24 protein-coding genes are annotated in these 26,747 nt (G+C 64.5%); 17 read left to right on the forward strand and 7 right to left on the reverse strand.

Annotated features, from left to right (window positions below):
- Positions 1-114 precede the first annotated feature (114 nt).
- Positions 115-1,350, forward strand: coding sequence for an NAD(P)/FAD-dependent oxidoreductase (locus ACOZK4_RS22855; RefSeq protein WP_421593991.1), 1,236 nt, complete (start codon positions 115-117; stop codon positions 1,348-1,350).
- Between the two features lie 40 nt (positions 1,351-1,390).
- Positions 1,391-2,341, forward strand: coding sequence for a nucleoside hydrolase (locus ACOZK4_RS22860; RefSeq protein ID WP_421593992.1), 951 nt, complete (start codon positions 1,391-1,393; stop codon positions 2,339-2,341).
- Positions 2,342-2,384: 43 nt separating this feature from the next.
- On the opposite strand, the gene ung is transcribed toward ACOZK4_RS22860, so the two are convergent.
- On the reverse strand, positions 2,385-3,080 hold the full coding sequence (gene ung / locus ACOZK4_RS22865; protein ID WP_421593993.1) for a uracil-DNA glycosylase: 696 nt from the start codon (positions 3,078-3,080) through the stop codon (positions 2,385-2,387).
- 86 nt (positions 3,081-3,166) lie between these two features.
- Positions 3,167-4,333, reverse strand: a complete 1,167-nt coding sequence (locus ACOZK4_RS22870) for a dihydrodipicolinate synthase family protein (protein WP_421593994.1) — start codon at positions 4,331-4,333, stop codon at positions 3,167-3,169.
- A 350-nt stretch (positions 4,334-4,683) separates the two neighbouring features.
- Here ACOZK4_RS22870 and ACOZK4_RS22875 point away from each other — a divergent pair, with 350 nt between their 5' ends.
- From ACOZK4_RS22875 to ACOZK4_RS22895, 5 genes are read left to right on the forward strand one after another with little or no spacing between them, the layout of a single operon-like run.
- Complete coding sequence (locus tag ACOZK4_RS22875; protein WP_421594153.1) at positions 4,684-5,724, forward strand: LacI family DNA-binding transcriptional regulator; 1,041 nt, start codon at positions 4,684-4,686, stop codon at positions 5,722-5,724.
- Complete coding sequence (locus tag ACOZK4_RS22880) at positions 5,721-6,722, forward strand: Gfo/Idh/MocA family protein (protein WP_421593995.1); 1,002 nt, start codon at positions 5,721-5,723, stop codon at positions 6,720-6,722. The genes ACOZK4_RS22875 and ACOZK4_RS22880 overlap by 4 nt, the downstream gene beginning before the upstream one ends.
- A gap of 19 nt (positions 6,723-6,741) precedes the next feature.
- Positions 6,742-8,352: an acyl CoA:acetate/3-ketoacid CoA transferase gene (locus tag ACOZK4_RS22885; protein ID WP_421593996.1), complete on the forward strand. Its 1,611-nt coding sequence runs from the start codon at positions 6,742-6,744 to the stop codon at positions 8,350-8,352.
- Positions 8,345-9,127: an enoyl-CoA hydratase/isomerase family protein gene (locus ACOZK4_RS22890; RefSeq protein WP_421593997.1), complete on the forward strand. Its 783-nt coding sequence runs from the start codon at positions 8,345-8,347 to the stop codon at positions 9,125-9,127. Before ACOZK4_RS22885 ends, ACOZK4_RS22890 begins: the two co-directional genes overlap by 8 nt.
- A complete protein-coding gene (locus tag ACOZK4_RS22895) occupies positions 9,124-10,626 on the forward strand; it encodes an aldehyde dehydrogenase family protein (protein WP_421593999.1) in 1,503 nt (500 codons plus the stop codon). Before ACOZK4_RS22890 ends, ACOZK4_RS22895 begins: the two co-directional genes overlap by 4 nt.
- Before the next feature lie 47 nt (positions 10,627-10,673).
- Here the strand turns inward: ACOZK4_RS22895 and ACOZK4_RS22900 are convergent, their stop codons facing one another.
- Positions 10,674-11,717 carry a LacI family transcriptional regulator gene (locus ACOZK4_RS22900; RefSeq protein WP_421594154.1) on the reverse strand — a complete coding sequence of 348 codons (1,044 nt, stop codon included), beginning with the start codon at positions 11,715-11,717 and terminating at the stop codon, positions 10,674-10,676.
- 341 nt (positions 11,718-12,058) lie between these two features.
- On the opposite strand from ACOZK4_RS22900, the gene ACOZK4_RS22905 reads away from it, so the two are divergent.
- The 8 genes from ACOZK4_RS22905 (at position 12,059) to ACOZK4_RS22940 (ending at position 20,628) form a co-directional block, all read left to right on the forward strand.
- Positions 12,059-13,309 (forward strand): ABC transporter substrate-binding protein, encoded by a 1,251-nt coding sequence (locus tag ACOZK4_RS22905; RefSeq protein WP_421594001.1) that lies wholly within the window; start codon positions 12,059-12,061, stop codon positions 13,307-13,309.
- A gap of 147 nt (positions 13,310-13,456) precedes the next feature.
- Positions 13,457-14,338, forward strand: a complete 882-nt coding sequence (locus ACOZK4_RS22910; protein WP_313531626.1) for a sugar ABC transporter permease — start codon at positions 13,457-13,459, stop codon at positions 14,336-14,338.
- Positions 14,335-15,216, forward strand: a complete 882-nt coding sequence (locus ACOZK4_RS22915) for a carbohydrate ABC transporter permease (protein ID WP_421578399.1) — start codon at positions 14,335-14,337, stop codon at positions 15,214-15,216. Before ACOZK4_RS22910 ends, ACOZK4_RS22915 begins: the two co-directional genes overlap by 4 nt.
- 21 nt (positions 15,217-15,237) lie before the next feature.
- The gene (locus ACOZK4_RS22920; RefSeq protein ID WP_421594155.1) at positions 15,238-16,353 is read left to right on the forward strand and encodes an ABC transporter ATP-binding protein; all 1,116 of its coding nucleotides are present in this window, start codon (positions 15,238-15,240) and stop codon (positions 16,351-16,353) included.
- Between the two features lie 7 nt (positions 16,354-16,360).
- Complete coding sequence (locus ACOZK4_RS22925; protein ID WP_421594002.1) at positions 16,361-17,860, forward strand: GMC oxidoreductase; 1,500 nt, start codon at positions 16,361-16,363, stop codon at positions 17,858-17,860.
- On the forward strand, positions 17,857-18,627 hold the full coding sequence (locus ACOZK4_RS22930) for a 3-ketoacyl-ACP reductase (protein WP_421594003.1): 771 nt from the start codon (positions 17,857-17,859) through the stop codon (positions 18,625-18,627). The genes ACOZK4_RS22925 and ACOZK4_RS22930 overlap by 4 nt, the downstream gene beginning before the upstream one ends.
- A gap of 20 nt (positions 18,628-18,647) precedes the next feature.
- Entirely contained in the window at positions 18,648-20,303 is a 1,656-nt protein-coding gene (locus ACOZK4_RS22935; protein WP_421594005.1) for a GMC family oxidoreductase, read from the forward strand.
- A gap of 7 nt (positions 20,304-20,310) precedes the next feature.
- Complete coding sequence (locus ACOZK4_RS22940) at positions 20,311-20,628, forward strand: Dabb family protein (RefSeq protein WP_313531621.1); 318 nt, start codon at positions 20,311-20,313, stop codon at positions 20,626-20,628.
- Here ACOZK4_RS22940 and ACOZK4_RS22945 read toward each other — a convergent pair.
- From ACOZK4_RS22945 to osmF, 4 genes are read right to left on the reverse strand one after another with little or no spacing between them, the layout of a single operon-like run.
- Entirely contained in the window at positions 20,625-21,368 is a 744-nt protein-coding gene (locus ACOZK4_RS22945) for an ABC transporter permease (RefSeq protein WP_313531620.1), read from the reverse strand. The genes ACOZK4_RS22940 and ACOZK4_RS22945 overlap by 4 nt on opposite strands.
- Positions 21,365-22,303 (reverse strand): ABC transporter ATP-binding protein, encoded by a 939-nt coding sequence (locus tag ACOZK4_RS22950; protein WP_421594006.1) that lies wholly within the window; start codon positions 22,301-22,303, stop codon positions 21,365-21,367. Before ACOZK4_RS22950 ends, ACOZK4_RS22945 begins: the two co-directional genes overlap by 4 nt.
- Positions 22,300-23,460: an ABC transporter permease gene (locus ACOZK4_RS22955; RefSeq protein ID WP_421594008.1), complete on the reverse strand. Its 1,161-nt coding sequence runs from the start codon at positions 23,458-23,460 to the stop codon at positions 22,300-22,302. The genes ACOZK4_RS22950 and ACOZK4_RS22955 overlap by 4 nt, the downstream gene beginning before the upstream one ends.
- A 55-nt stretch (positions 23,461-23,515) precedes the next feature.
- The gene (gene osmF / locus ACOZK4_RS22960; RefSeq protein ID WP_298101683.1) at positions 23,516-24,427 is read right to left on the reverse strand and encodes a glycine betaine ABC transporter substrate-binding protein OsmF; all 912 of its coding nucleotides are present in this window, start codon (positions 24,425-24,427) and stop codon (positions 23,516-23,518) included.
- Positions 24,428-24,750: 323 nt separating this feature from the next.
- On the opposite strand from osmF, the gene ACOZK4_RS22965 reads away from it, so the two are divergent.
- Both ACOZK4_RS22965 and ACOZK4_RS22970 read left to right on the forward strand, forming a co-directional pair.
- A complete protein-coding gene (locus ACOZK4_RS22965; RefSeq protein WP_421594009.1) occupies positions 24,751-25,218 on the forward strand; it encodes a DUF4126 domain-containing protein in 468 nt (155 codons plus the stop codon).
- Entirely contained in the window at positions 25,215-26,591 is a 1,377-nt protein-coding gene (locus ACOZK4_RS22970) for an FAD-containing oxidoreductase (protein WP_421594156.1), read from the forward strand. The genes ACOZK4_RS22965 and ACOZK4_RS22970 overlap by 4 nt, the downstream gene beginning before the upstream one ends.
- The last annotated feature ends 156 nt before the right edge of the window (positions 26,592-26,747 follow it).

Consider the following 26,747-nt stretch of genomic DNA (forward strand, 5'->3'; position numbering starts at 1 on the left):
TAGGTCAGCGCCGGTCGACAGCTTTGCCTTTTCCGTCTATCGTCCGCCGCAATCGCCCGCCGGTCCATCGCATTCGGCGGCAAAAGACCAGAAGACCAACGCATACGGGACACCATGGCGCATATCGGTATCGTCGGCGGCGGGCTTATCGGCTGCGCCTCAGCGCTGCATTTGCTCGAACAGGGCCACGCCGTCACCATCCTCGAGCGGGATGCCGGTGGCCTGCCGGCTTCCGTCGGCAATGCCGGCATTCTCGCAACGCCGGAGATCGACCCGATCGCGCGGCCGGACATGCTGCTCTCCGTGCCGAAATGGCTGCTCGATCCACTCGGGCCTTTGACGCTGCGATGGCAGGATCTGCCCGCGCTGACGCCCTGGCTCATCCGGCTGCTGCTCTCGGCCCGCGCGGGCAAGGTCGCCGCCAGCCGTGCCGCCCTGCTCTATCTCATGAAGACCGCCGAGGCCGACCATCTGCGCCTCGGTGGGTTCGTCGGCATTTCCGGCCATATCCGCGACACCGGCGCAATGACGGTCTTTGACAGCGCCGCCGCCCGCGACAAGGTTTTTGCGCATGAGACTGAGAACGCCAAGCTGATCGGCTGCAATGTCGAAAAGCTCGATGTGGAGGAAGCCCGCCGCCGCGTGCCGGCTTTGCAGGGCGCCTTTGCCGGTGCCGTCTTCAACGACGGCCACAAGACGTTCGAATATCCGCTGACCTTCCTGCGCCGCCTGCAGGCAGCGCTTCGCGAGCGCGCAGCCCTCGTCGATGCCACGGTCTCCTCGGTCGCGCAGGCTGAGAGCGGCGTCCTCGTACGCACCGAAGGCGGCCGCGAGTTCACCTTCGACAGGCTGGCGATCACCTCCGGCATCTGGTCGCGCCGCTTCGTGGCCGATCTCGGCCTGAAGGTGCTGCTCGAAACCGAGCGCGGCTACAACACCACCTTCATGAACCCATCGACCACGCTGGAAATGCCGGTGTTCTTCTCTGAGCACGGCTTCGTCGCGACGCCCTTCGAAAACGCGTTGCGCATCGGCGGTGCAGTCGAGCTTGCCTCGCCGGAAGCCCCCGCCAATTACAAGCGCGCCGCCGCCATGCGCCGAAAGATGCGCCGTTACGTGCCGGACCTTCAGGAGGACGGCGGAACGGAATGGATGGGCCGCCGGCCCTCGACGCCGGATTCGATCCCCGTCATCAGCCTGCATCCGCGTGATCCACGCATCGCCTTTGCCTTCGGCCACGGTCATCTCGGCCTGACGCTCTCGGCAACGACCGGCCGCCATGTCGCCCGCCTGCTGGCCGGCGAGGGCGAAAGCGCGCTTGCCCCCTTCTCCATCACCCGCTTCCAGTAGGCGCGCGATCAACGCTCAAAACAACAAGAAAGGTACCACCATGCATAAGGTCATCTTTGATACGGATCCCGGCGTCGACGACGCCATGGCGCTGCTGTTCCTGCACAATCACCCCGACATCGACCTCATCGGCATCACTACCGTCTTCGGCAATGCCTCGATCGAGACCACGACGCGCAACGCGCTGTTCCTGAAGCGCGAATGGGGCATCCCGGCGCCGGTCGCCAAGGGTGAGGGCAAGACCTACAATCCCATGCGCAACCCGGTCGACTGGCCGGTGATGATCCACGGCCATGACGGACTAGGTAACATCAACGTGCCAGAGACGATCGACCTGGCGGTCGATCCGCGCGCCGCACCACGCTTCATCATCGAGACCGTGCGCGCCAATCCCGGCGAAGTCACGCTGATCGCCGTCGGCCGCATGTCGAACCTCGCCTATGCGTTGAAGGAGGACCCCGAGATTGCCGGCCTCGTCAAGCAGGTCATCATCATGGGCGGCGCCTTCGACGTGCCCGGCAACATCACACCGGCCGCCGAAGCCAATATCCATGGCGATCCGGAAGCCGCCGACGCCGTGATGACCGCACCATGGAAGGTCGTCGTCGTCGGCCTCGACGTGACGATGAAGACCGTGATGACGCGCCGGCGCCTGGCCGAACTCACCGCGCGGAACAGCACGCATCTGAAGCTGCTCTCCGACATGTCGCAGTTCTATATCGACTTCTACGGCCAGCACGTGAAGGACGAGGGCATGGTGGTGCATGACAGCTGCGCCTGCATCTATCTCGTCGCCCCCGAGCTCTTCGCCACCCGCAGCGGTGCGATCCGCGTCGTGGCCGGCGGCATCGCCGATGGCCAGACGATCCAGAAGCCCGACGCCCGCAGCTTCCCGCCGGGAAACTGGGACGATCTGCCCAGCCAGCACGCCTGCATCGGCATCGATGCGGAAAAGGTCATGGCGCTGCTCGACGAAACGCTCGTCCGCTAAATCCAAGCCGGCCGGTGCCCCTCACCGGCCGCCTCATCCCTGATCATTGCGCCATACCGGGCAATTGCCAGTCGATCGGCTTGCGTCCGTGTTTCTCGAGGAAGGCATTCGCTTTCGAAAACGGTTTCGTGCCGAAGAAGCCGTTATGTGCAGACAGAGGAGAAGGATGCGGCGAGCGCAGCACGAGATGGCGCTTGCTGTCGACGAAGGCAGCCTTCTTCTGCGCGTAGGATCCCCAGAGGATGAAGACGACGGGCTTTTCCTGCTCGTTGACCGCGCGGATGACGGCGTCCGTGAACCGCTCCCAGCCCTTGCCCTGGTGAGACGCGGCGCGGCCCATCTCGACGGTCAGCACGCTGTTCAGCAGCAACACGCCCTGCTTCGCCCAATGCTCCAGAAAGCCGTGGCGCGCGGGCGGGATACCGAGATCGTCCTGCATCTCCTTGTAGATATTGACGAGCGACGGCGGAATGCGCACGCCGGGTTGCACCGAAAAGCACAGGCCATGCGCCTGCCCCTCGCCGTGATAGGGATCCTGTCCGAGAATGACGACGCGCACCTCGTCGAGCGGCGTGAGGTCGAGCGCGCGAAAATACTCCGCCCCCTTCGGGAAGATGCGGCGGCCCTCCTGCTTCTGCTCCAGCAGGAAGGCCTTCAGATCGGCCATATAGGGGCTGGAAAATTCGTGGGCCAGCGGCCCCTTCCAGCTTTCGCCAATCTTTACGTCCGTCGCAGCCATCGCCCTGCTCCCTCTGTTTCAGGAGCGGAGCTTAACGCCAGATGCGCGAAACGACCGGCCGAAGCGCCGGTCATCCACAGCAAATCTCAGGCGACACCAAGCACCGTCATCAGGCTTCTCATACGCTCGGCGGCAAGCTCCGGCCTGTCGAGCACATTGGCCTGATCCGCGAGGCGGAAGACATCGGCATAATGCGTGACGCCGCGCGCCGACTGCATGCCCGCCGGCATGGTGAAGTGATCCTGATGACCGTTCAGCCAGGCGAGGAACACGACACCGGCCTTGTAATACTGCGTCGGCGCTTCGAAAATCTTGCGCGACAGCGGCACGGTCGGCTCGATGACCGCGCGGAACGTATCGACATCTCCGGCGGCAAGCGAGGCAAGCGCCTTCGAAGCCTGCGGTGCGACGGCGTCGAAAATGCCGAGCAAGGCGTGGCTGTATTTGCGGCCGTCGCCTTCAATGAGTTCGGCATAGTTGAAATCGTCGCCGGTGAAGCACAGCACATCTTCCGGCAACCGGTCGCGAAGCGCGACTTCACAGGCATTGTCGAGCAGCGAAATCTTGATGCCCTCGACCTTCGAACGGTTCTCCTCGATGATGGAAAGCACGGCATCGAGCGCCGGTTCGAAGTTTTCCGAGCCCCAGTAGCCGCGGAGCTGTGGATCGAACATGTCGCCCAGCCAGTGCAGCACGACCTTGTCCTTCGCCTGACCGAGGATGCGGCCATAGACCTTGCGATAGTCGTCGGGCGATTTGGCAAGACGGGCAAGCGCCCGGCTCGCCATCATGATCGCCCTGCCGCCATGCTTTTCGACGAAGCCGATCTGCTCCTCGTAGGCGCGGATGACATCATCGAGCGACCGGGCATCGGCTGGGTTGAGATGGTCCGTGCCGGCGCCGCAGGCAAGGTCCGCGCCCGGCACCGTCTTGGCATCGGCAAGCGAGCGGCGGATCAATTCCTGCGCGCCGGCCCAGTCGAGCCCCATGCCGCGCTGCGCCGTATCCATCGCTTCGGCAATGCGGAAGCCCAGCGACCAGAGATGATGCCGGAACGCCAGGGTGGCGTCCCAGTCCACCGCCGGCGCCTCCCACGGCCGCGTGTCGCGGCGCGGGTCCGAAACGACATGGGCCGCAGCATAGGCGATGCGGTTGAATACAGGCGCGGAGGCAGGTCGCGCCGTGGGCGTACCCACGAGAGAATAGGCTTCGACGCCACCATCGGCACGCGGCAGGGAAAGGCTGATCGGCATAGAATCCTCCCAAGAGTTTTCAGGGCAATAATTTAGATCGTTCCAAATTTCAAGCAGGATTTTCCGGAATTGCGGAGAACGAGGCTAGGGACATCTTGCAGTCGGGACACTGAAAACGGCTTCATCACTTCCGATCCGCGTTCAAGAAGAACGACATAAAACCCTGATTACCAGCGAATTTGACAATGACGTCGGCGCCCTCGCCACCTTTGAACGCCGAGGCGACACCGTGTAAGCCTGACGCATCGACTGCTCGCAAGCGGTTACAATTCACCGCTTGACAAATTTGGAACGATCCAATTAATTAACGCCAACAAGCGGGGAACGAGGCCCGCACAGGGAGGACGATGGTGAACAAGGGCCGGGTGACTGTCGTCGATATTGCGCGCGCCGCCGGCGTGTCGAAATCGACCGTGTCGCTCGTCCTGCAGGCAAGCCCCCTCGTCAACGAAGCGACGCGCGCCAAGGTCAACGCCGTCATCCGCGAGCTCGGCTATGTCTATAATCGCGGGGCGGCGAACCTGCGCCAATCGGCGTCGTCGAAGATCATCGGCATCATCGTCAACGATCTCACCAACTCGTTCTTCGCGGAGCTCGCGGTCGGCATGGACATGGTCATGCAGTCGGCGGGCTATGTGCAGTTTCTGTCAAACTCCGCCGAAAGCGTCGATCGCCAGCGCGAGGTCATCGCCTCCATGCGCGAGCATGGCATTGCCGGCCTCATCATCTCGCCCGCCCGTGGCACGGAGGCCGTCGACCTGAAGCCGCTGGTCGCCAGCGGCATCCCGGTCGTCGCGGTGGTGCGCAACGTGGTCGGCGCAAAGGTCTCCTCACTGTTTTCCGACAACTATGCCGGCGCGAAGGATGCCGTCCGGCATCTCGTTTCGCTTGGCCACAGCCGCATCGCCTTCCTCGGCGGCATCGCCAACACGACCGTCTTCACCGAACGCGTGCAAGGCTGGCGCGATGCGCTGGCGGAAGCCGGCCTCGCGGCCCCCGATACGCTGGTCATCAGCTCGACGGCCTCACGCGCCGGCGGCGTAGCGGCAATCGAGCGTGCCCTTTCGCTGCAAGATGCGCCGACGGCCGCCCTCTGCTTCAACGACGCGGCCGCCTTTGGGGTCTGCGACGGCCTTCGGGCCGCCGGCAAGGAACCGGGCCGCGATTTCGGCGTGGTCGGCTTCGACGATGTGATCGAGGCCGAGACCGCCGTGCCGGCGCTGACGACGGTCTCCGTCGATCCGCAGGGCATGGGCCGGCGCGCGGCACAGCTGCTTTTGAAACAAATCAATGCGGGTCGGGTGGAGCCCGAGGCGATCGTCGGTTCGGTGCGCCTCGTCGTGCGCCAGAGCTGCGGCGCCGGAGAAAAGACGCGGAGGATGTCGGCATGACGAAATGGGGTTTGATCGGCGCGAGCACGATCGCCAGGGAATGGGTGATCGGCGCCATCCGCGCAACGGGCGGCGAGATCGTGTCCGTGATGAGCACCAGCGCCGAGCGCGGCAAGGCCTATGCCGACGCGCAGGGCATCGCCAAATCGGTGACGACGCTCGAAGAGCTCGTCAACGATCCTGATATCGACGCTGTTTACATTTCCACGACGAACGAACTGCATCGCGACCAGGCGCTTGCCGCCGCCAAGGCCGGCAAACACATCCTGTGCGAAAAGCCGCTCGCCATGTCGCTTGCCGATGCCCGCGCCATGGTACAGGCCGCCAAGGATGCCGGCGTCGTCATGGCGACCAACCATCACCTGCGCAATGCCGCGACGCACCGCGCGATGCGCGAGGCCATCAAGGCTGGCCGTATCGGCACGCCGCTGTCGGCCCGCGTCTTCCATGCCGTCTATCTGCCGCCGCATCTGCAAGGCTGGCGCCTCGACAAGCCGGAGGCTGGCGGCGGCGTGATCCTCGACATCACCGTTCACGATGCCGATACGCTGCGCTTCGTGCTGGACAGCGACCCGGTCGAGGCCATCGCCTTCTCCCAGGCCGGCGGCATGGGCAAGGCCGGGCTGGAGGATGCCGTGATGGGCGTGCTGCGCTTCGAAAACGGCGTCATTGCCCAGTTCCATGACGGCTTCACCACGAAATTCGCCGAAACCGGGCTTGAAGTCCACGGCACCGAGGGTTCGCTGATCGGCCGCAACGTCATGACGCAGCGCGCCATCGGCACGGTGACGCTGCGCGATGCGGGCGGCGAACAGGACTTGCCGCTCGACCCCCGCAATCTCTACGAGACCGCACTTGCCGCCTTCCACGCCGCCGTTGCCGGCAAGGGAAAGCCGTCCGCGACGGGCGAGGATGGCGTCTGGTCGCTGGCATCGGGCCTAGCCGTGGTGGAAGCCGCGCGCACCGGCGGCACGGTCAAGATCGCACCGGGCCTTTGAGGACTATTCGGAAAAGACCATGAGCAAGCATATCACCCCACGCCAGGCCGCAGACCTCATTCCGGACGGAGCCGTCGTTTCGGTTTCCTCGTCCTCCGGCCTCGGCTGCCCGGACCTGACGCTGAAAGCCATCGGCCAGCGTTTCGACGAAACGGGCCATCCGCAGAACCTGACGACTCTGCACCCGATCGCCGCCGGCGACATGAGCGGCATCAAGGGGGTCGACTACATCGCGAAGAAGGGGCTTCTGAAGAAGATCATCGGCGGCTCCTACCCGTCCGGCCCCTCCTCCTCCGAACCGCCACTGATCTGGCAGATGATCACTGGCAACGAGATCCCCGCCTACAACATCCCCTCGGGCATCCTGTTCGACATGCACCGCGAGGCCGCCGCCAAGCGCCCCGGCGTCATCACCAAGGTCGGCCTCGAAACCTTCGTCGATCCGCGCCGGGAAGGCTGTGCGATGAATGCCGCCGCCACCCAGGAACCCGTGGTCGAAAAAATCACCTTCGCCGGTGAGGAGTGGCTCTATTTCAAGGCGATCGCGCCGCAGGTGGCGATCATCCGCGCCACGACGGCCGATGAACGCGGCAACCTGACCTACGAGCATGAGGGTGCGTATCTCGGTGGTCTCGACCAGGCGCTCGCCGCCCGCAACAATGGCGGCATCGTCATCGCACAGGTCAAGCGCATCACCAAGGAAGGCTCGCTGAAGCCGCATGACGTGCGCGTGCCGGGCGTGCTGGTCGATTACATCGTGGTCGATCCGGAGCAGAAGCAGACGACGCAGACGCTTTACGATCCCGCCATTTCCGGCGAAATCTTTCGGCCCCTCGACTCATTCCGCGTGCCGGAGTTCAACATCCAGAAGGTCATCGCCCGCCGCGTCGCGCAGGAGCTGGAAGCCGGCAGCGCCGTCAATCTCGGCTTCGGCATTTCCGCCAACGTCCCACGCATCCTGATGGAAGAAGGCCTGCATGGCGCCGTCACCTGGGTGATCGAACAGGGTGCCGTCGGCGGCGTGCCGCTGCTCGACTTCGCCTTCGGCTGCGCCTCCAATGCCGATGCCTTCATGCCTTCGCCCTACCAGTTCACCTATTTCCAGGGCGCCGGCTTCGATGCCTCGCTGCTCTCGTTCCTGGAGATCGGCAAGGATGGTTCGGTCAATGTCTCGAAACTCTCCTTCCGGCCGCATGTGACGGCGGGCTGCGGCGGCTTCGTCGATATCACGGCACGCGCCAAGAAGATTGTGTTCTCCGGCATGTTCAATGCAGGCGCCAAGCTCGCCGTCGAGGGCGGCAAGCTGGTGATCGAGAAGGAAGGCAAGCTGAAGAAGCTGGTCAATGAAGTCGAGCACGTCACCTTCTCCGGTCCGCGCGGCGTGGCGCAGGGCCAGGACATCACCTATGTCACCGAACGCTGCGTGCTGAAGCTGACGCCTGAAGGCATCGTGCTCACCGAAATCGCGCCGGGCGTCGATCTCCAGGCGCATATCCTCGACCAGTCGGAATTCGATCTCATCGTTTCGCCGGATCTGAAGGTGATGGACGCCGCCCTCTTCACCGATGCGCCCATCGGCCTGACGCTGCCGCAGAAGGCATCGCGAACGCTGGGAGCCAACCATGGCTGAGCCGCGCATCCACATCTCCGTCAAAGACGTTGTCGCGACGATCACCGTCGCGCGGCCGGAAAAGGCGAACGCCTTCGATATCGACATGCTGAAGGAGCTTTCCGCCGCCTGCGACGACGTGGAAGCCAATGCCGGCGTGCGCGTCGCAATCCTGACCGGCGAGGGCAAGGCCTTTTCCGCGGGCGGCGATATCCGGGCCTGGGCCGGCATGGAGGCCAATGAGTTCGGCCATGCCTGGGTGCGCTTCGGCCATCGGGTCTTCGAACGGCTGGCGACGCTGCGCATGCCGCTGATCGCCGCCGTCAACGGCCACGCGCTCGGTGGCGGGCTGGAACTGGCGGCTGCCGCCGACATTCGCATCGCCGAAACGCAGGTGAAGATCGGCCTGCCGGAAGCCGGCCTCGGCATGGTGCCCGGTTGGTCCGGTACGCAGCGGCTGGTCAAGCGTTTTGGCGCGCAGGCCGTGCGCCGCATGCTCATCGGCGGCGAGGTGTTGACCGCCGTGGAGGCGCAGACGCTCGGCATCGTCGATCAGGTTGTCGAAACGGGAACGGCCGTCGAGGCTGCAAAGACCTATGCCGCGCGCATCGCGGCCCGCGGGCCTGCGGCGACGGAAGTATCCAAACTGATGATCGCGGTGGCGAACGGCGAAGACAATGGTGCGGCGGTGGAGGCCCTGGGCTCGATCCTCGTCGCCAAGACCGGGGACCTGAAGGAAGGCGTCGCCGCCTTCACCGGAAAACGCCCCGCAGAGTTCAAGGGAGACTGGTCATGACCGCGCATGTGAAACCCAAGGCGCTCGACAACTTCAAGGCACGCGATTTCCGCATGATGATCGATGGTGTCTGGACGGAAGGCGACGGCATGATCGAGCGCATCGCGCCCGGCCACAGCGTAGTCGTCAGCCGCTATCCGGCCGGCAACAAGGCCGATGCCGAACGTGCCATCGCCGCCGCGCGAAAAGCCTTCGACAACGGCCCGTGGCCGCGCATGACGGGTGCCGAGCGCTCCAACATCCTGCTCAAGGCCGCCGACCTCATCGCCGCACGCGCCGATGAACTCGCCTTCCTCGACTGTATCGAAAGCGGCAAGCCGATCAGCCAGGCCAAGGGCGAACTGGGCGGCGCCGTCGATATCTGGCGCTATGCCGCGGCGCTTGCGCGCGACCTGCATGGCGAAAGCTACAACACACTCGGCGACGGCACGCTCGGCGTCGTGCTGCGCGAGGCGATCGGCGTCGTCTCGATCATCACGCCGTGGAACTTCCCCTTCCTGATCGTCAGCCAGAAGCTGCCCTTCGCGCTCGCCGCCGGCTGCACCACCGTCGTCAAGCCGTCGGAAATGACCTCCGGCTCGACGCTCGTGCTCGGCGAAATCCTCATCGAGGCCGGCGTGCCCGCAGGTGTCGTCAACATCGTCACCGGCACCGGCCCTGAGGTCGGCGCCCCGATGACGACGGATCCCGATGTCGACATGATCTCGTTTACCGGCTCTACGGGTGTCGGCAAGCTGACTATGGTCAACGCCGCACAGACGCTGAAAAAAGTGTCGCTGGAACTCGGCGGGAAGAACCCGCAGATCGTTTTCCCCGATGCCGATCTCGACGCCTTCGTCGACGCCGCCGTGTTCGGCGCCTATTTCAATGCCGGCGAGTGCTGCAATGCCGGCTCGCGGCTGATCCTGCACACATCGATTGCCGAGGAGGTGACGGCCCGCATCGCCGAGCTGGCGAAGAAGGTCAAGGTCGGCGATCCCCTCGATCCGACGACGCAGGTCGGCGCGATCATCACGCCGCAGCATCTGGAAAAGATCGGCGACTATGTCGAGGGCGCGGTGAAGGCCGGCGCTTCGGTGACGCTCGGCGGCGGGGCCCTCGATCTCGGGCTGGGCCAGTTCATGGTCCCGACCATCCTCTCGGGCGTGGAGCCCGACATGGCGGTCGCCCGCGAAGAGGTCTTCGGCCCGGTTCTTTCGGTGCTGACCTTCGAGACGACCAAGGAGGCGATCCGCATTGCGAATGCCATCGACTACGGCCTGTCGGCCGGCGTCTGGAGCCGCGATTTCGATACCTGCCTGACGGTCGGCCGCAAGGTGCGCGCCGGCACGGTCTGGATGAACACCTTCATGGACGGTGCCTCGGAGCTGCCCTTCGGCGGCTACCGCCAGTCCGGCCTCGGCCGCGAGCTCGGCCGCCATGCGGTGGAGGACTATACCGAGACCAAGACGCTCAACATGCATATCGGCGCCCGCACCGGCTGGTGGATGCCGCGATGACAAGACCCTTCTCGGCAACCATGGATGGGACCGGCTTCGCCGCCCGCTCAGGGCGTCGGGAAGCTGAACTGCGGGCTCTGGAGGATCGCAAGCCCCTCGACGGGATCACCCGCGATGCGTTTCAAGAGCAGCTGGCCCAACGCCTCGCCAGCGGTCGTCAGGTCCTCGTAGATGGTCTCCACCTTCGGCTGGATCTGGCTGAGCAGCCGCGACGTCTGCTTGGCGACGATATCGTATTCCACGCCGAGCGAAAGACCGTTGTCGCTCATGCCGGTAATGGTCGCGAGCGCGGAGACCTCGCCGGGACAGGTGAACCCATCGGGCGCATCGGGCTCGCCGCTGCGGCGGCGCACATAGTCGCGGATCATGTCGGCGGGGCTGTCGAGGTCGAGCGTGTCGGGGATTTCGTAGGCGACACCGGCTTCGCGCACGGCGGTCATGAAGCCGTGCAGCATGTGTTGGCAGAAGGTCAGCCGCTTGGGCGGCAGGATGATCGTGACCTTGCGCCGGCCCTTGACGATCAGCCGCTTGGTGGCCTCGTAGGCGAAGGCGAAGTTGTCGTAGTCGACGAAGGCATGCGGGGTGGAGAACTCCGTACGGCCGTGCGTGACGAAGGGAAAGCCGTTTTCCAGCAGGAGCCGCACACGCGGATCGAACGGCTCGGTGCGCGAAAAAATCAGGCCGTCGGCCATGCCGTTGCGGATGATGTAGTTGACCGCATCGACATTGCTGCCGTCGAGGAAATTCGGCGTGACGATGAGATGGTAGGGCGTCGCCTGAAGCGCGCGTGCCAGGCCATGCATGATGGACGTGCCGAAGCCCAGAATTTCCTCATGCGGATCGAGCAGCACGGAAATGACGTTGGTACGGCCGGTCTTGAGACGCTGGGCGGCGCGATCCGGCAGGTAGCCGATCTCGGCTGCCACCTCGTGCACGCGGCGCCTTGTGGTCTCGGAAATCTGCGGCGCATTGCCGAGCGCGCGCGACACCGTGGTGATCGCAAACCCCGTCAGTTCCGCGATCGTCTTCAGCGTCGGCTTGCCAGCTCGAAGCGGGTTGCGGGCGGTTTCACTGTCGGCGGGCTTTTCGATGCGGGACACGGGCAGGCTTCTTCGGATGGGGAACGTCGATTTCCGGCACCATATCGAGCGCCCCGCCCTTCGGCAATCTTGCGCCGCACAGAATTTAAAACGTTTTCAGTGCATCGCACAAAGCGCCACGGCTTGCTGAAATGGACTAAATCACCCCAATTTACGGGAATCTTGAAGACTGCCACCCGCGCAGTTGCGCACGGCTTGACTCCGCAAATTTACAACGTTTTAAATTGGTATGGCACTTTGAGCCATGGACTGGATTCCGACGCCCACAAAGGCCTCGGTCATATCGGCGGGAGGAGGCTCTCGCCCTCGAACTTGCAAACGGGAGGAATACGATGCGCAAGTTTCTGACGACCACTGCAGCGATTGCGGTGCTGATGGGCCTGGGCGGCACGGCCGCTCGCGCCGCTGAAAACGTGGAAGTTCTGCACTGGTGGACGTCGGGCGGTGAAGCAGCCGCTCTCGACGTTCTCAAGAAGGACCTCGAATCCAAGGGCATTTCCTGGACCGACATGCCGGTTGCCGGCGGTGGCGGCACGGAAGCCATGACGGTGCTGCGCGCCCGCGTCACGGCCGGCAACGCGCCGACCGCCGTGCAGATGCTCGGCTTCGACATTCTCGACTGGGCCAAGGAAGGCGCACTCGGCAATCTCGACGAAGTGGCTGCCAAGGAAGGCTGGGACAAGGTAATCCCGACCGCCCTGCAGCAGTTCTCCAAATATGACGGCCACTGGATCGCGGCCCCCGTCAACGTCCACTCCACCAACTGGATGTGGATCAACAAAGCGGCCCTCGACAAGGCGGGCGGCAAGGAGCCGGCGAACTGGGACGAGCTCGTCGCTCTCCTCGACAAGTTCAAGGAACAGGGCATCACGCCGGTCGCCCATGGCGGCCAGCCGTGGCAGGACGCGACGATCTTCGACGCGGTCGTGCTCTCCTTCGGCAACGACTTCTACAAGAAGGCCTTCATCGATCTGGATCCGGACACGCTGGGCGGCGCCCAGATGAAGGAAGCCTTCGACCGCATGACGAAGCTGCGCTCCTACGTGGACGACAACTTCTCGGGCCGTGACTGGAACCTCGCGTCCGCCATGGTCATCGAAGGCAAGGCCGGCCTGCAGTTCATGGGCGACTGGGCAAAGGGCGAATTCATCAAGGCCGGCAAGAAGCCGGGCTCGGATTTCGTCTGCATGCGCTTCCCGGGCACGCAGGGCTCCGTCACCTTCAACTCCGACCAATTCGCGATGTTCAAGGTTGCCGCAGACAAGGTTCCGGCTCAGCTCGTCATGGCCTCGGCCATCGAGAACCCGACCTTCCAGTCGGCCTTCAACGTGGTCAAGGGCTCGGCGCCTGCCCGCACCGACGTCTCGGACGAAGCCTTCGACGATTGCGGCAAGAAGGCGATCAAGGACCTTGCGGAAGCCAACACCAACGGCACGCTGTTCGGTTCCATGGCGCATGGCCATGCCAACCCGGCCTCGGTCAAGAACGCGATCTATGACGTCGTGACCCGACAGTTCAACGGCGAGCTTTCCTCCGAGGAAGCCGTGACGGAACTCAAGGCCGCCGTCGAGGCCGCGAAGTAAGGGGCTCGCTCCTTGCCCTCCCTCTCCCCGACGGGGAGAGGGAACCTGAACGCCGCGGCAATGCCTTCTCCAACGGAGGGAGGGCGGCGAGCCGGATGAGGGGGCCTCGAGCCGCCCTGTAACCCGATTTCAACGGTGGTATCGACCATGGATAGCCGAAGCCGGCTGCAGGAGCTTCTGCCGAAGCTCGTGCTGGCACCCAGTTTCCTCATCGTGCTCGTCTTCGTTTACGGCTTCATCGCCTATACGGGCTTCCTGTCGCTGACGGACAGCAAGATGCTGCCCTCCTACAATTTCGTGGGACTGAGCAACTATTCCAAGCTCTGGGCGCTGCCGCACTGGTGGCGGGCGATCTCGAACCTGGCGATCTTCGCCTCGCTCTATATCGTCATCTGCTCGGTGCTGGGCCTGGCGCTCGCCATCCTGCTCGACCAGAAGATCCGCGCCGAAGGCATCCTGCGGCCGATCTACCTCTACCCGATGGCGCTCTCCTTCATCGTGACGGGCACCGCCTGGAAGTGGTTCCTGGACCCCGGCATCGGGCTTGAGAACACCATGCATCTCTGGGGCTGGGAAAGCTTCGCCTTCAGCTGGATCAAGGACCGCAACTACGCGATCTACTGCGTTGTCATCGCCGCAGTCTGGCAATCCTCCGGCTTCGTCATGGCGATGTTCCTCGCGGGGCTGCGCGGCGTCGACAACGAGATCATCAAGGCCGCCCAGATCGACGGCGCCTCGACCTCGACGATCTACCGCCGCATCATCATTCCGCTGATGCGCCCGGTGTTCCTCTCCGCCTTCGTCGTGCTCGCCCACCTCGCCATCAAGGCTTACGATCTTGTGGTGGCGCTCACCGGCGGTGGGCCCGGCCAGGCGACCGAACTGCCGGCGACCTTCATGTATTCCTACACCTTCACCCGCAACCAGATGGGCATCGGCGCCTCGTCGGCCATCATCATGCTGGTCATGATCTTCTCGATCATCATCCCCTACCTCTATTCCGAAATCCGCGGAGGCAAAGGCCGATGAGCGCGCAAAACCCCGACAACGTCATCTCGCACAACAAGCTGACCCGTGCGCTGATCTACGCCGCCCTCATCCTGTTTGCGGTCTATTATCTGCTGCCGCTCTACGTGATGCTGGTCAATTCGCTGAAGCCGCTGGAGGAGATTCGCCAGGGCGGCATGCTGAACCTGCCGAAGGTCTGGACGATCGAGCCCTGGCTGCAAGCCTGGTCGACCGCACAGATCGGCGTGCAGCCGACGGGCCTGCGGCCGTTCTTCCTCAACTCGATCCTGATGGTCGTGCCGGCCGTCGCGATCTCCGCCATCATCGGCGCGCTGAACGGCTACGTGCTGACCAAGTGGCAGTTCCGAGGGTCGAACGTCTTCTTCGGCCTGCTGCTGCTCTCCTGCTTCATCCCGTTCCAGATCGTGCTCATACCGATGGCGCGCATTCTGGGGATGATCGGACTTGCCGGCTCGCTCTGGGGGCTGATCCTCGTGCATGTCGTCTACGGCATCGGTTTCACGACGCTCTATTTCCGCAACTACTACGAAAACTTCCCGACCGAGCTGGTGCGTGCCGCCCAGATCGACGGCGCGAGCTTCTTCCAGATCTTCTACCGCATCCTGCTGCCCTCTTCCGGTCCGATCATCGTCGTCTCGGTCATCTGGCAGTTCACCAATATCTGGAACGACTTCCTGTTCGGCGCCTCTTTCTCGGGCGCGGATACGACGCCGATGACGGTTGCGCTCAACAACCTCGTGCAGTCCTCGACGGGTGTGAAGGAATACAACGTGCATTTCGCAGGCGCGATCCTCGCGGCGCTGCCCACCCTCATCGTTTACATCGTCTCCGGACGGTATTTCGTGCGCGGCCTGATGTCCGGCGCCGTGAAAGGATAACGCTCCATGTCTTCCACAAACATGTCGTTCCTCAAGATCAGCAACCTGCGCAAGTCCTATGGCGCGCTCGAAATCCTGAAAGACATCAACCTGGAGATCGAGCAGGGCGGCTTCCTCGTGCTCGTCGGCCCCTCCGGCTGTGGCAAGTCCACATTGCTCAACACCATCGCCGGGCTGGAGCCGATCACCTCGGGCGATATCGCCATCGACGGTCGCTCGGTCGCCGGCCTGCACCCCTCCAAGCGCGACATCGCCATGGTGTTCCAGTCCTACGCGCTCTATCCGAACATGACGGTGGGCGGCAACATCGCCTTCGGCATGGAAATCCGCGGCGTGCCAAAGGAGGAGCGCGAGAAGGCCATCAAGCAGGTCGCCGACATGCTGCAGATCGGCCATCTCTTGGAGCGCAAGCCCGGCCAGCTCTCGGGCGGCCAGCGCCAGCGCGTCGCCATGGGCCGGGCGCTGGTGCGCGACCCGAAACTCTTCCTGTTCGACGAACCGCTGTCGAACCTCGACGCCAAGCTGCGCGTCGACATGCGCACGGAAATCAAGCGCCTGCATCAGCGCATGAAGACCACCATCGTCTATGTGACGCACGACCAGATCGAGGCGATGACGCTCGCCACCAAGATCGCCGTCTTGAAGGACGGCGTGCTGCAGCAGTTCGGCTCCCCCTCGGAAATCTACAACAATCCGGCCAACATCTTCGTCGCCGACTTCATGGGCTCGCCGGCGATGAACCTGCTCTCGGCAAAGATCGAACAGAACGGCGCCGGCATGGCGGTCTCGCTTGCCCGCCACCAGGCCGACCCGCTGGTGCTTTCCGTGCCGAACGCGCCCGGCGGGCTTTACGCCTACAAGGGCAAGGAGGTCATCTTCGGCATTCGCCCCGAGGCACTGACCGACCCTGACGGCGCGGACCGCAATGCCCGCACCGTCGCGGAGGGAGACTGCCTGATCGAGGTGGTCGAGCCCGCCGGCGCCGATACCTTCGCCGTCACCCATCTCGGCGGCAAGGAGATCGTTGCCCGCCTGCGCGCCGACGTGCGCATCACCGCCGGCCAGACGGCGCGCCTTGCCTTCAACCTCGACAAGGCCGTGTTCTTCGATCCCGCAAGCCAGCTTCGCATCGCCTGAGAGCCCCATGACCACGCAGCCGGACATCGTCATCATCGGATCGGGCATCGGCGGCTCCACTATGGCCGCCGCGCTCGCCGGCTCGGGCGCGCGCATCGTCATCCTCGAGCGCGGCGAGCGCCTGCCCGATACGCCCGAGACGCGCAGCTACCGCTCGATCTTCGTCGACGGCCATTTCCGACCGAAGGAGATGTGGCGCGAGCCTGATGGCACGGCGTTCAATCCGGGCAATTTCTATTTCGTCGGCGGCAACTCCAAGCTCTTCGGCGCGGTGCTCCTGCGCTATCGCGCCGAGGATTTCACCGAAATGCAGCATCTCGGCGGCGTCTCGCCGGCCTGGCCGTTCCCCTACGAGGAGCTGGAGCCTTGGTACGGCAAGGCCGAGCGCCTGTTCGAGGTGCGCGGCGAACTGGGCCAGGACCCGACCGAACCGCACCATTCCACGCCCTATCCGCACGGCCCCGTGCCGGACGAGCCGGCCATCGCCCGCGCCCGCTCCGAGCTGAAGGCGCAGGGGCTCAATCCGGCGACCCTGCCGCTCGGCGTCGATATCGACACATGGCTTGCCGGCGGGCGCACGCCCTGGGACGGCTTTCCCAACGCCGGCCAAGGCAAGAAAGACGCGGAGACCGCGCCGCTTGCCGCCGCCCTGCTCGACCCTGATATCACGCTTGTCACCTCCGCCCATGTCGATACGCTGGAGGCGGGGCCGGACGGCCGGATCACCACGATCCACTACACCCACGGCGGCGAGAGAAAGCGGCTTTCGCCGAAGCTCGTCATCCTGTCGGCCGGCGCGATCAACTCAGCTGCGATCCTGCTGCGCTCCGGCGACGGCAAGGGACTCGCCAACGGTTCCGACCAGGTCGGCCGCAACTTCATGAACCACAATTGCAGCGCCATGCTGGCAATCAATCCGTACCGGCGCAACGACAGCATCTACCAGAAGACGCTGATGCTGAACGACTATTACCTGACCGGCGGCCGCGACGACCTGCCGCTCGGCAATGTGCAGCTGCTGGGCAAGATCAACGGCGACATCCTGAAAGCCAACGCCCCAGCCTACGCCCCGCGCTTCGCCCTCGACTTCATGGCCGGCCACGCGATCGACTGGTACATGATGACCGAGGATCTGCCCAATCCCGAAAGCCGCATCATGGTCGACGGCAAGGGCATCATCATGCAGTGGCAGCGTTCCAACATGGAGGCGCTCGCCGGCCTGGAGGCGAAAATGCGCGCCCATTTCAAGGCCGCCGGCTACCCGATCGTCCTGACGCAACCCTTCGACAAGCGCACCCCCTCGCATCAGTGCGGCACCGTGCGCATGGGCCTCGATCCGGCCACCGCCCCGCTCGACCCTTATTGCCGCGCCTTCGACCACTCCAATCTCTACGTCGTCGACGGCGGCTGCCTGCCGACCTCGGCGGCCGTCAATCCGGCGCTCACCATCGCCGCCCAGGCGCTGCGCGTCGCCGACCATATCCGCGCAAAGGAGTTGTCAGCATGACTCGCCCCGTCGCCATCGTCACCGGCGGCCGCCGCGGCATCGGCCTCGGGATCGCGAAAGCCCTCGCCGACGAAGGCTTCGCCATCGCCATTACCGGCATCGGCGACAGCGATGCCGCGACCGACGCCATGATTGCCGATTTTTCCGCACGCGGCACACAGGCTATCTATCTCAAGGCCGATCTCGCCGATCTCGCCGGCCATGCGGCCGCGGTCGCGGCCATCGAAGATCAGCTCGGAGCGATTGCCTGCCTCGTCAACAATGCCGGCATCGCCTCCGTCGTGCGCGGCGATTTCCTCGATCTGGCACCGGAACATTTCGACACGATCGTCTCGACCAACCTGCGCGGCACCGTGTTCTTCACCCAGGCCGTGCTGAAGGTGATGCTGCATTCGAAACAGGCGGCCGGCCCACGGGCGATCATCAACATCACCTCCGTCTCGGCCGGCCTCACCTCGCCCGAACGCCTCGACTATTGCATGACCAAGGCCGGCCTTGCCGCCTTCAGCCAGGGGCTGGCGCTCAGACTGGCGGACACCGGTATCGCCGTCTTCGAAATCCGTCCGGGCATCATCCGCTCCGACATGACGGCGGCCGTCTCCAACAAATACGACGCGCTGATCGAAGGCGGCCTCGTGCCGATGAAGCGCTGGGGCGAGCCTGACGACATCGGCTCCGTCGCAGCGGCGCTTGCGAGCGGCAAATTCGCCTTCGCCACCGGCTCGGTGATCAATCTCGACGGCGGGCTCTCGATCGGCCGGCTCTGAAAATTCTTGAGGACCAAGGCATGACCTACGATTACATCATCACCGGCGCCGGCCCCGCCGGCTGCGTGCTGGCGAACCGACTTTCCGAGGACCCTGATGTCCGCGTGCTGCTGCTGGAGGCCGGCGGCGGGGACTGGAACCCGCTGTTCCACATGCCGGCCGGCTTTGCCAAGATGACCAAGGGTGTCGCCAGCTGGGGCTGGGAGACCGTGCCGCAGAAGCACATGAAGGGCCGCGTGCTGCGCTATACGCAGGCCAAGGTCATCGGCGGCGGCTCCTCGATCAACGCCCAGCTCTATACCCGCGGCAATGCCGCCGATTACGATCTCTGGGCCAGCGAAGACGGCTGCGAGGGCTGGAGCTACCGCGAGATCCTGCCCTATTTCAAACGCGCCGAAGACAACCAGCGTTTTGCCGACGATTACCATTCCTATGGCGGCCCGCTCGGCGTTTCCATGCCGGTCTCCGCGCTGCCGATCTGCGACGCCTATATCCGCGCCGGCCAGGAGCTCGGCATTCCCTACAACCACGATTTCAATGGCCGCCAGCAGGCCGGTGTCGGCTTCTACCAGCTGACCCAGCGCAACCGCCGCCGCTCCTCCGCCTCGCTCGGTTACCTCTCGCCGATCAAGGACCGCAAGAACCTGACGATCCGCACCGGCGCCCGCGTCGCCCGCATCGTACTGGAGGGCACGCGCGCCGTCGGCGTCGAGGTCGTCGGCGGCAAAGGCGTCGAAACGATCCGGGCAGAGCGCGAAGTGCTCGTCTCCTCCGGCGCCATCGGCTCACCGAAACTGCTGCAGCAATCGGGCATCGGCCCGGCGGATCACCTGCGTTCGGTCGGCGTCGCGGTCAAGCACGACCTGCCCGGCGTCGGCTCCAACATGCAGGACCATCTCGATCTCTTCGTCATTTCCGAATGCACTGGCGATCACACCTATGACGGCGTGGCCAAGCTGCACCGCACACTCTGGGCGGGCCTGCAATATGTGCTCTTCCGCTCCGGCCCCGTCGCCTCCTCGCTCTTCGAGACCGGCGGTTTCTGGTATGCCGACCCCGAGGCTCGCTCTCCGGATATCCAGTTCCATCTCGGCCTCGGCTCGGGCATCGAGGCGGGCGTCGAGAAACTGAAGAACGCCGGTGTGACGCTGAACTCCGCCTATCTGCACCCGCGCTCGAAGGGTACGGTGCGGCTTGCCTCCGCCGATCCCGCGGCTGCCCCGCTGATCGATCCGAACTATTGGGACGATCCGCATGACCGCAAAATGTCGATCGAAGGGCTCAAGATCGCCCGGGAGATCATGCAGCAGGCCGCGCTGAAACCCTTCGTCATGGCCGAGCGCCTGCCGGGGCCGAAGGTCGTCACCGACGAGGACCTGTTCAACTACGGCTGCGCCAATGCCAAGACGGACCACCATCCGGTCGGCACCTGCAAGATGGGCACCGGCGCGGATGCCGTCGTCGGGCTCGATTTGAAGGTGCATGGGCTTGAAGGCCTGCGCGTCTGCGACAGTTCCGTCATGCCGCGCGTTCCCTCCTGCAACACCAATGCGCCGACCATCATGGTGGGCGAAAAGGGCGCCGACATCATCCGCGGCCTGCCGGCGCTGCCGGCCCAGGTCTTCCAATACGAGCGCAACGACCAGCGTCCGCGCGCCCGCGCCAACATCCGATAGGTGAACCATGATCCGCCACTGCGTCTTCATCCGCTTCAAGCCGACCATTTCCGTCGCCTACAAGACCGAGCTGTTCAACGAGATCGATGCCCTGAAAGACCGCCTGCCCGGCATGGTGGCCGTCCATATCGGCACCAATGTCAGCCCGGAAACGGGCATGGACAAGGGGTTCTCCGACGGCTTCATCGTCGATTTCGCCGACAGCTTTTCGCGCGATGCCTATCTGGAAGATCCCGAGCACAAGCAGACGGGTGGCCGCCTGGTCGCGGCGGCCGAAGGCGGCATTGCCGGCATCCTCGTCTATGACCTCGAGACCGACGACTAACCCCGGCCGGCCCGGCGCGAAAGCATGCGCTCGAGCGCGGAAAAAGCATCGTAGATCAGCACTGCCAGCACCGCGACGACGAGACCGCCCTGCAAGACGAAGGCGAGATTGTTGGATTGCAGGCCGGCGATGATGACCTCGCCAAGTGTTTTCGCCGCGACCGTCGAGCCGATGGTGGCCGTGGCCAGGCTGATGGTGACCGAAAGGCGGATGCCGGCGAGAATGATCGGCAGCGCCAGCGGCAGTTCCACCTTGGTGAGCCGCTGCCATGCCGTCATGCCGGTTCCCTTCGCCGCCTCGACGATGGCGGGCGGCAGGGTGGAAAGGCCGGTCATGGAATTCTCGAAGATCGGCAACAAGCCATAGAGGAACAGCGCGATCAGCGTCGGCTTCTCGCCGAAGCCGACGGCGGGCACGGCAAGCGCCAGCACGGCGACCGGCGGAAAGGTCTGGCCGATATTCACCAGGCTGCGTGACAGCGGCAGGAATTCGGCCCCGATCGGCCGCGTCACGAGAATGGCAAGCCCGACGGCGACGATGGTTGCGGCCGACGTCGCGGTGAAAACCGTCGCGAGATGCGACAGCGTCAGCGAAAGCAGGCTGCCCTGATTATAAATCGCCGGCGCATTGGCCTGCACCAAAGGCTTGAGCAGCGGTTCGAACAGGCCGGGCTGGACGAGGAAGGCGATCAGGATGACCAGCGCCGCCAAACGGAGGAGATTGGGCAGAAGCCGCGTCATTGCGGCCTCGCGGCACGGCGGGCAAGGCCGGCAAGCGTCACGCGGCCGAGGGCTGCGCCATCTGCACCGACAACCGGCAGGGCGTCACGGCCGGACCAGAGCAGCGCGGAGAGCGCATCGCGCTGGCTGGTGGCCGCCGCGAGCGGTTCGCCGTCTGCGACACCGGCTTCCGCGGCATCGCCGACGGTGCCGATGGAGAGCAGCCGGAACGGCCGCTCGCCGGCGCCGATCAGCGTCTCGACGAAATCGGTGGCAGGGTTGACGAGCATGTCCTCGGGCGCGGCGTATTGCACGATCCTGCCCTTGTCCATAACGGCGATCTTGTCGGCGAGGTGGAAGGCTTCCTCCATGTCATGCGTGACGAGGATGATGGTCGTGCCGAAATGCTTCTGGATCGCCAGCAGGTCGTCCTGCGCCTTGGCGCGAATGACCGGATCGAGCGCGCCGAAGGGCTCGTCCATCAGCAAAATATTCGGTTCGGCGGCGAGCGCACGGGCGACGCCGACACGCTGCTGCTGGCCGCCCGACAGCTCGTGCGGATAACGCGGCCCGAAAGCGGCGGCATCGAGCTGGAAGAGAGAGAGCAGCTCCTTCACCTTGGCATCGATGCGGCTCTTCTCCCAGCCGAGCAGCGTCGGCACGGTGGCGATGTTTTCCGCGACCGTGCGGTGCGGGAAGAGGCCGTGGCCCTGGATGGCATAACCGATGCGGCGGCGCAGTTCATAGCCGGGCATCGAGCGGTTGTCCTGGCCGTCGATGCGGATGGTTCCCGAGGTCGGCTCGACGAGGCGGTTGACCATACGCATCAGCGTCGTCTTGCCGGAGCCCGATGTGCCGACGATAACGGTGATCGTGCGCGGCGCGATGGTCATCGAGACATTGTCGACGACCGTGTTGTCGCCGTAGCGCTTGGTGATGGTGTCGATCTCGATCATGCGGCCCTGCCGGGTTTGGAATTGGAAAGTTCGGCCGCGGCGTCAAGCACGATGGCCGTGGCGAAGGCGAGCGCTACGGTCGGCACCGCGCCGAGCAGCACAAGGTCCATGGCCGTCTGGCCGATGCCCTGGAAGACGAAGACACCGAAACCGCCGCCGCCGATCAGCGCGGCGATGGTGGCAAGCCCGATATTCTGCACCAGCACGATGCGGATGCCCGTGAGGATGACAGGAAAGGCCAGCGGCAGCTCGACACCGAAAAGCCGCTGGCGATCCGTCATGCCGATACCGCGCGCCGCATCATTGGCATCGCGCGGCACGCCGGCAAGGCCGACCACCGTGTTGGCGACGACGGGCAGCAGCGAATAGAGGAAAAGAGCGACAAAAGCCGGCGCCGCGCCGATGCCGCGAATGCCGATCGCCGCCGCACCCGGCACGTTGAGCGCGACCCAACCGAGTGGTGCGATCAGCAGACCGAACAGCGCAATCGACGGGATGGTCTGGATGATATTCAGCACATTGAGCACGCCGGCGCGCAAGGCTTCCACCCGATGGCAGAGAATGCCGAGCGGCAGGCCGACCAATGTCGCGGCCGCCAGCGAGCCGAGCGCCAGCACGACATGCCGGCTCGCCTCCAGCCAGAAGGTCTCGGCGCGGCTGCCATATTCCTTGAGGATCGACAGTCCATCCCAGGCACCGGACATCAGGAGGGTGGCGACCGCCACGGCGACGGCCGCCAAAAGCGCCACCCGCGCAAGCGGCGAGAGTTTCAGCCGGGCGAGCGCATCGGCGGTCAGCAGCGCGAAGGCGAAGCTGGTGAGCCAGAAACCGGAGGCCGGTGAGACGCGGGCATAGGTATTGTCCGGCGGCGTCAGGTGGCCGGCGGAGAGGCCGATGAGGATGGCGAGGATAGCCAGAGCCGCAAGACCGAGTACCAGCCGCAGCAGCGTCGGCGTCTTCAGCACGATAAGCACGAGGGCTACGGCGATGAAGACGACCAGCGCCACGCCGAGGCCTGATGGCAGCGCATCGAGGATTGCCCGCGGCTCACCCGGCACGATGCGGTTGGCCCGGAAATTGGCAAACGGCGCCAGAAAGGCGCCGTAGGCCAGCAAAGCGGCGATCACCACGCCGAGCTTGTCGATCCTGAACCGCATGCACGCCTTTCAATGGGGAAACCCTCCGCCCGGATGGGCGAAGGGCGAAAAGAGCTTACTTGATGAAGCCGTTCTTCTTGAGGAAGTCTTCGGCAACCGCCTTGGCCGGCTCGCCGCCGACCTGAACGCGACCGTTGAGATCCTGCAGCGTGACGAGGTCGAGCTTTTCGAAGACGGGCTTCAGCAGTTCCTCGATCTGCGGATTGGCCTTCAGCACCTCTTCGCGGATGATCGGCGAGGGCTGGTAGACCGGCTGCACGCCCTTGTCGTCTTCGAGAACCACGAGGCCCGACGGCGCAATACCGCCATCCGTGCCATAGACCATCGCGGCGTTCGCACCGTTGGTCTGGTTGGCGGCGGCGGCGATCGTCGCGGCCGTGTCACCACCCGAAAGCGTGATCAGCTGTTCCGGCTTCAGCGTGAAGCCATAGGTCGTCTGGAAGGCCGGAAGGGCGGCCGCCGAGTTCACGAATTCCGAGGAGGCCGCGAGAACGACCTGGCCACCGCCGGAGACATATTTGCCGAAATCGCTGAGCGTGACGAGCTTGTTCGGCTCGGTCACATCCTTGCGCAGCGCGATCGCCCAGGTGTTGTTCGCCGGCGACGGCTGCAGCCAGACGATCTTGTTGGCGTCATAGTCGAGCGTCTTGGCAAGCTCATAGGCCTTGGTCGCATCCTTCCAGGCCGGATCGTCGGCCTTTTCGAAGAAGAAGGCGGCATTGCCGGTATATTCCGGATAGATGTCGATCTCGCCTGCGATGATCGCCTGACGCACGACCGGCGTCGCGCCGAGCTGGACGCGGTCCGTCGTCTGGATGCCGTTGGCATTCAGCACGGACAGGATGATGTTGCCGAGAACCCCACCTTCCGTATCGATCTTCGAGGAAACGACGACCTGGGCCTGGGCGGCACCAGCGGCCAGACCGAGGGCCAGAGCTGCTCCGATAAACTTGACGACTGGGCGCATGTTAAAACCTTTCCTTGTGCGGCAATTCGTGGCCACAGTTTCACCACGTTTCAGAAAGCCCGTCCGGGCAAAGCATTCCATATATGGCAGTAAATCGCAAAAAACAGACTGCGAAGGCAGGACAAGACACGACGTTTGTTGCCGCGTCCAAAGCGCTTTAAAATTTATGCCGGAAGAACCTATCAGGCAAAAGAAACCCATTGCAATCGGCCATGCCATCCGACAGTCTTTCTAGAGGCCCATCCTCCATTTCGATAGTGCATTTCATCTCTGCCGGGAACCATCCCGGGCCCGATGTCCGGCGCAAATTTTTTGAGGGGACAATGAGCATTTATATCCTCGCATTGCTGATCGGTGTCGTGGCAGGGCTTCGCGCGATGACGGCACCGGCGGCCGTCAGCATCGGCGCCGCCCTCGGCTGGTTGCCGGTTTCCGGCACCTGGGCCGCCTTCATGGGTTATCGCTTCACGCCCTATGTTTTCGGTGTGCTCGCGCTCGTCGAATTCGTCACCGACCAGCTGCCGAGCACACCAAGCCGCAAGGTGCCGCAGCAGTTCGGCGCCCGCATCGTCAGCGGCGCCTTCTGCGGCGCGGTCATCGGCACGGCCGGCGGCGCGCTGATCGGCGGGCTTGTGGCCGGCGTGATTGGCTCGGTCATCGGCACGCTCGGCGGGGCTGAAGCGCGCCAGCGCCTTGTTGCGGCGACCGGCGGCAAGGACCTGCCCATCGCGCTTCTCGAAGACGCGGTCGCCGTGCTGCTCGGCCTCTTCGTCGTTTCGTCGGTTCTCTGATGCAGACATTCGACGCCATCATCATCGGCGCGGGCCAGGCCGGCCCGTCGCTTGCCGGTCGGCTGACCGCCGCCGGCCAAAAGGTTGCGCTGATCGAGCGCAAGCTCGTCGGCGGCACCTGCGTCAACACCGGCTGCATGCCGACCAAGGCCATGGTCGCCAGCGCCTATGCCGCCCACCTCGCCCGCCGCGGTGCCGAATACGGCGTGGTGACGGGTCCTGTTGCCATCGATTTCGCCAAGGTCATGGCGCGCAAGGACAGGGTGCGCTTCGATGCCCGCAAGGGCAACGAGGACTGGCTGGAAAGCATGGACGGCCTGACCTTCATCCGTGGCCATGCCCGCTTCGAAAGCCCGACGGAGGTCCGCGTCGGCGACGATCTATTGTCCGCCCCTCAAATCTTCCTCAATGTGGGCGGCCGCGCCGTCGTGCCGGATTTCCCCGGCGTGGAAGACGTACCCCACCTCAACAATGTCTCGATCATGGACCTGACGGCGGTGCCGAAACACCTCGTCGTCATCGGCGGCAGCTATATCGGGCTGGAATTCGCCCAGATGTTTCGCCGCTTCGGCGCTGAGGTGACGGTCGTCGAAAAGGGGCCACGGCTCATTGCGCGGGAAGACCCTGATATCAGCGACGCCGTGCGCGATATCCTTGAACGCGAGGGCATCGCCATCCGCACCGGGGCGGAATGCATCCGCTTCTTCAAAAGCGGCGACGATGTCGGGGTGGGCGTCGATTGCACGGCAGGCGCGCCAGAAATCATCGGCTCGCATCTCCTGCTCGCCACCGGACGGCGGCCGAACACCGACGATCTCGGCCTCGACAAGGCGGGCGTTGCGGTGGACAAACGCGGCTACATCGCCGTCGACGAGCGGCTCGAGACCAACGTGCCCGGCATCTTCGCCATGGGCGATTGCAACGGCCGCGGTGCCTTCACGCACACCTCCTATAACGACTTCGAGATCGTCGCGGCCAACCTGCTCGACAACGAGAAGCGCCAGGTAAGCGACCGCATCCAGACCTACGCGCTCTACATCGACCCGCCGCTCGGTCGCGCCGGCATGAACGAGACGGAGGCGCGCAAGACCGGGCGCAAGCTCTTGATCGGCACGCGGCCCATGACGCGTGTGGGCCGCGCCAAGGAGAAGGGCGAAACGCTCGGCTTCATGAAGGTGATCGCCGATGCCGAGACGAAGGAAATCCTCGGCGCTTCCCTTCTCGGTACCGGTTGCGACGAGGCGGTGCAGAGCATTTTGGACGTGATGTATTCCGGCAGGCCCTACACGACCATCACGCACGCCGTGCACATCCACCCGACCATATCGGAGCTGATCCCGACCGTCTTCGGTGAGATGCAGCCGGCGCAATGAGAAAGGCCCGGGACATTCCCGGGCCTTTCATTCGTCAGACCGCCACACCTCTCCTCCGTCACCCTCGGGCTTGACCCGAGGGTCCATGCCGCGCGCGCGGCGGGTAGATGCTCGGGTCAAGCCCGAGCATGACGAAGGAGAGGTTGCGGACCGGGT

Source organism: Shinella sp. M27 (genome assembly GCF_049199905.1).
In the GTDB taxonomy this organism is placed as follows: Bacteria; Pseudomonadota; Alphaproteobacteria; order Rhizobiales; family Rhizobiaceae; genus Shinella.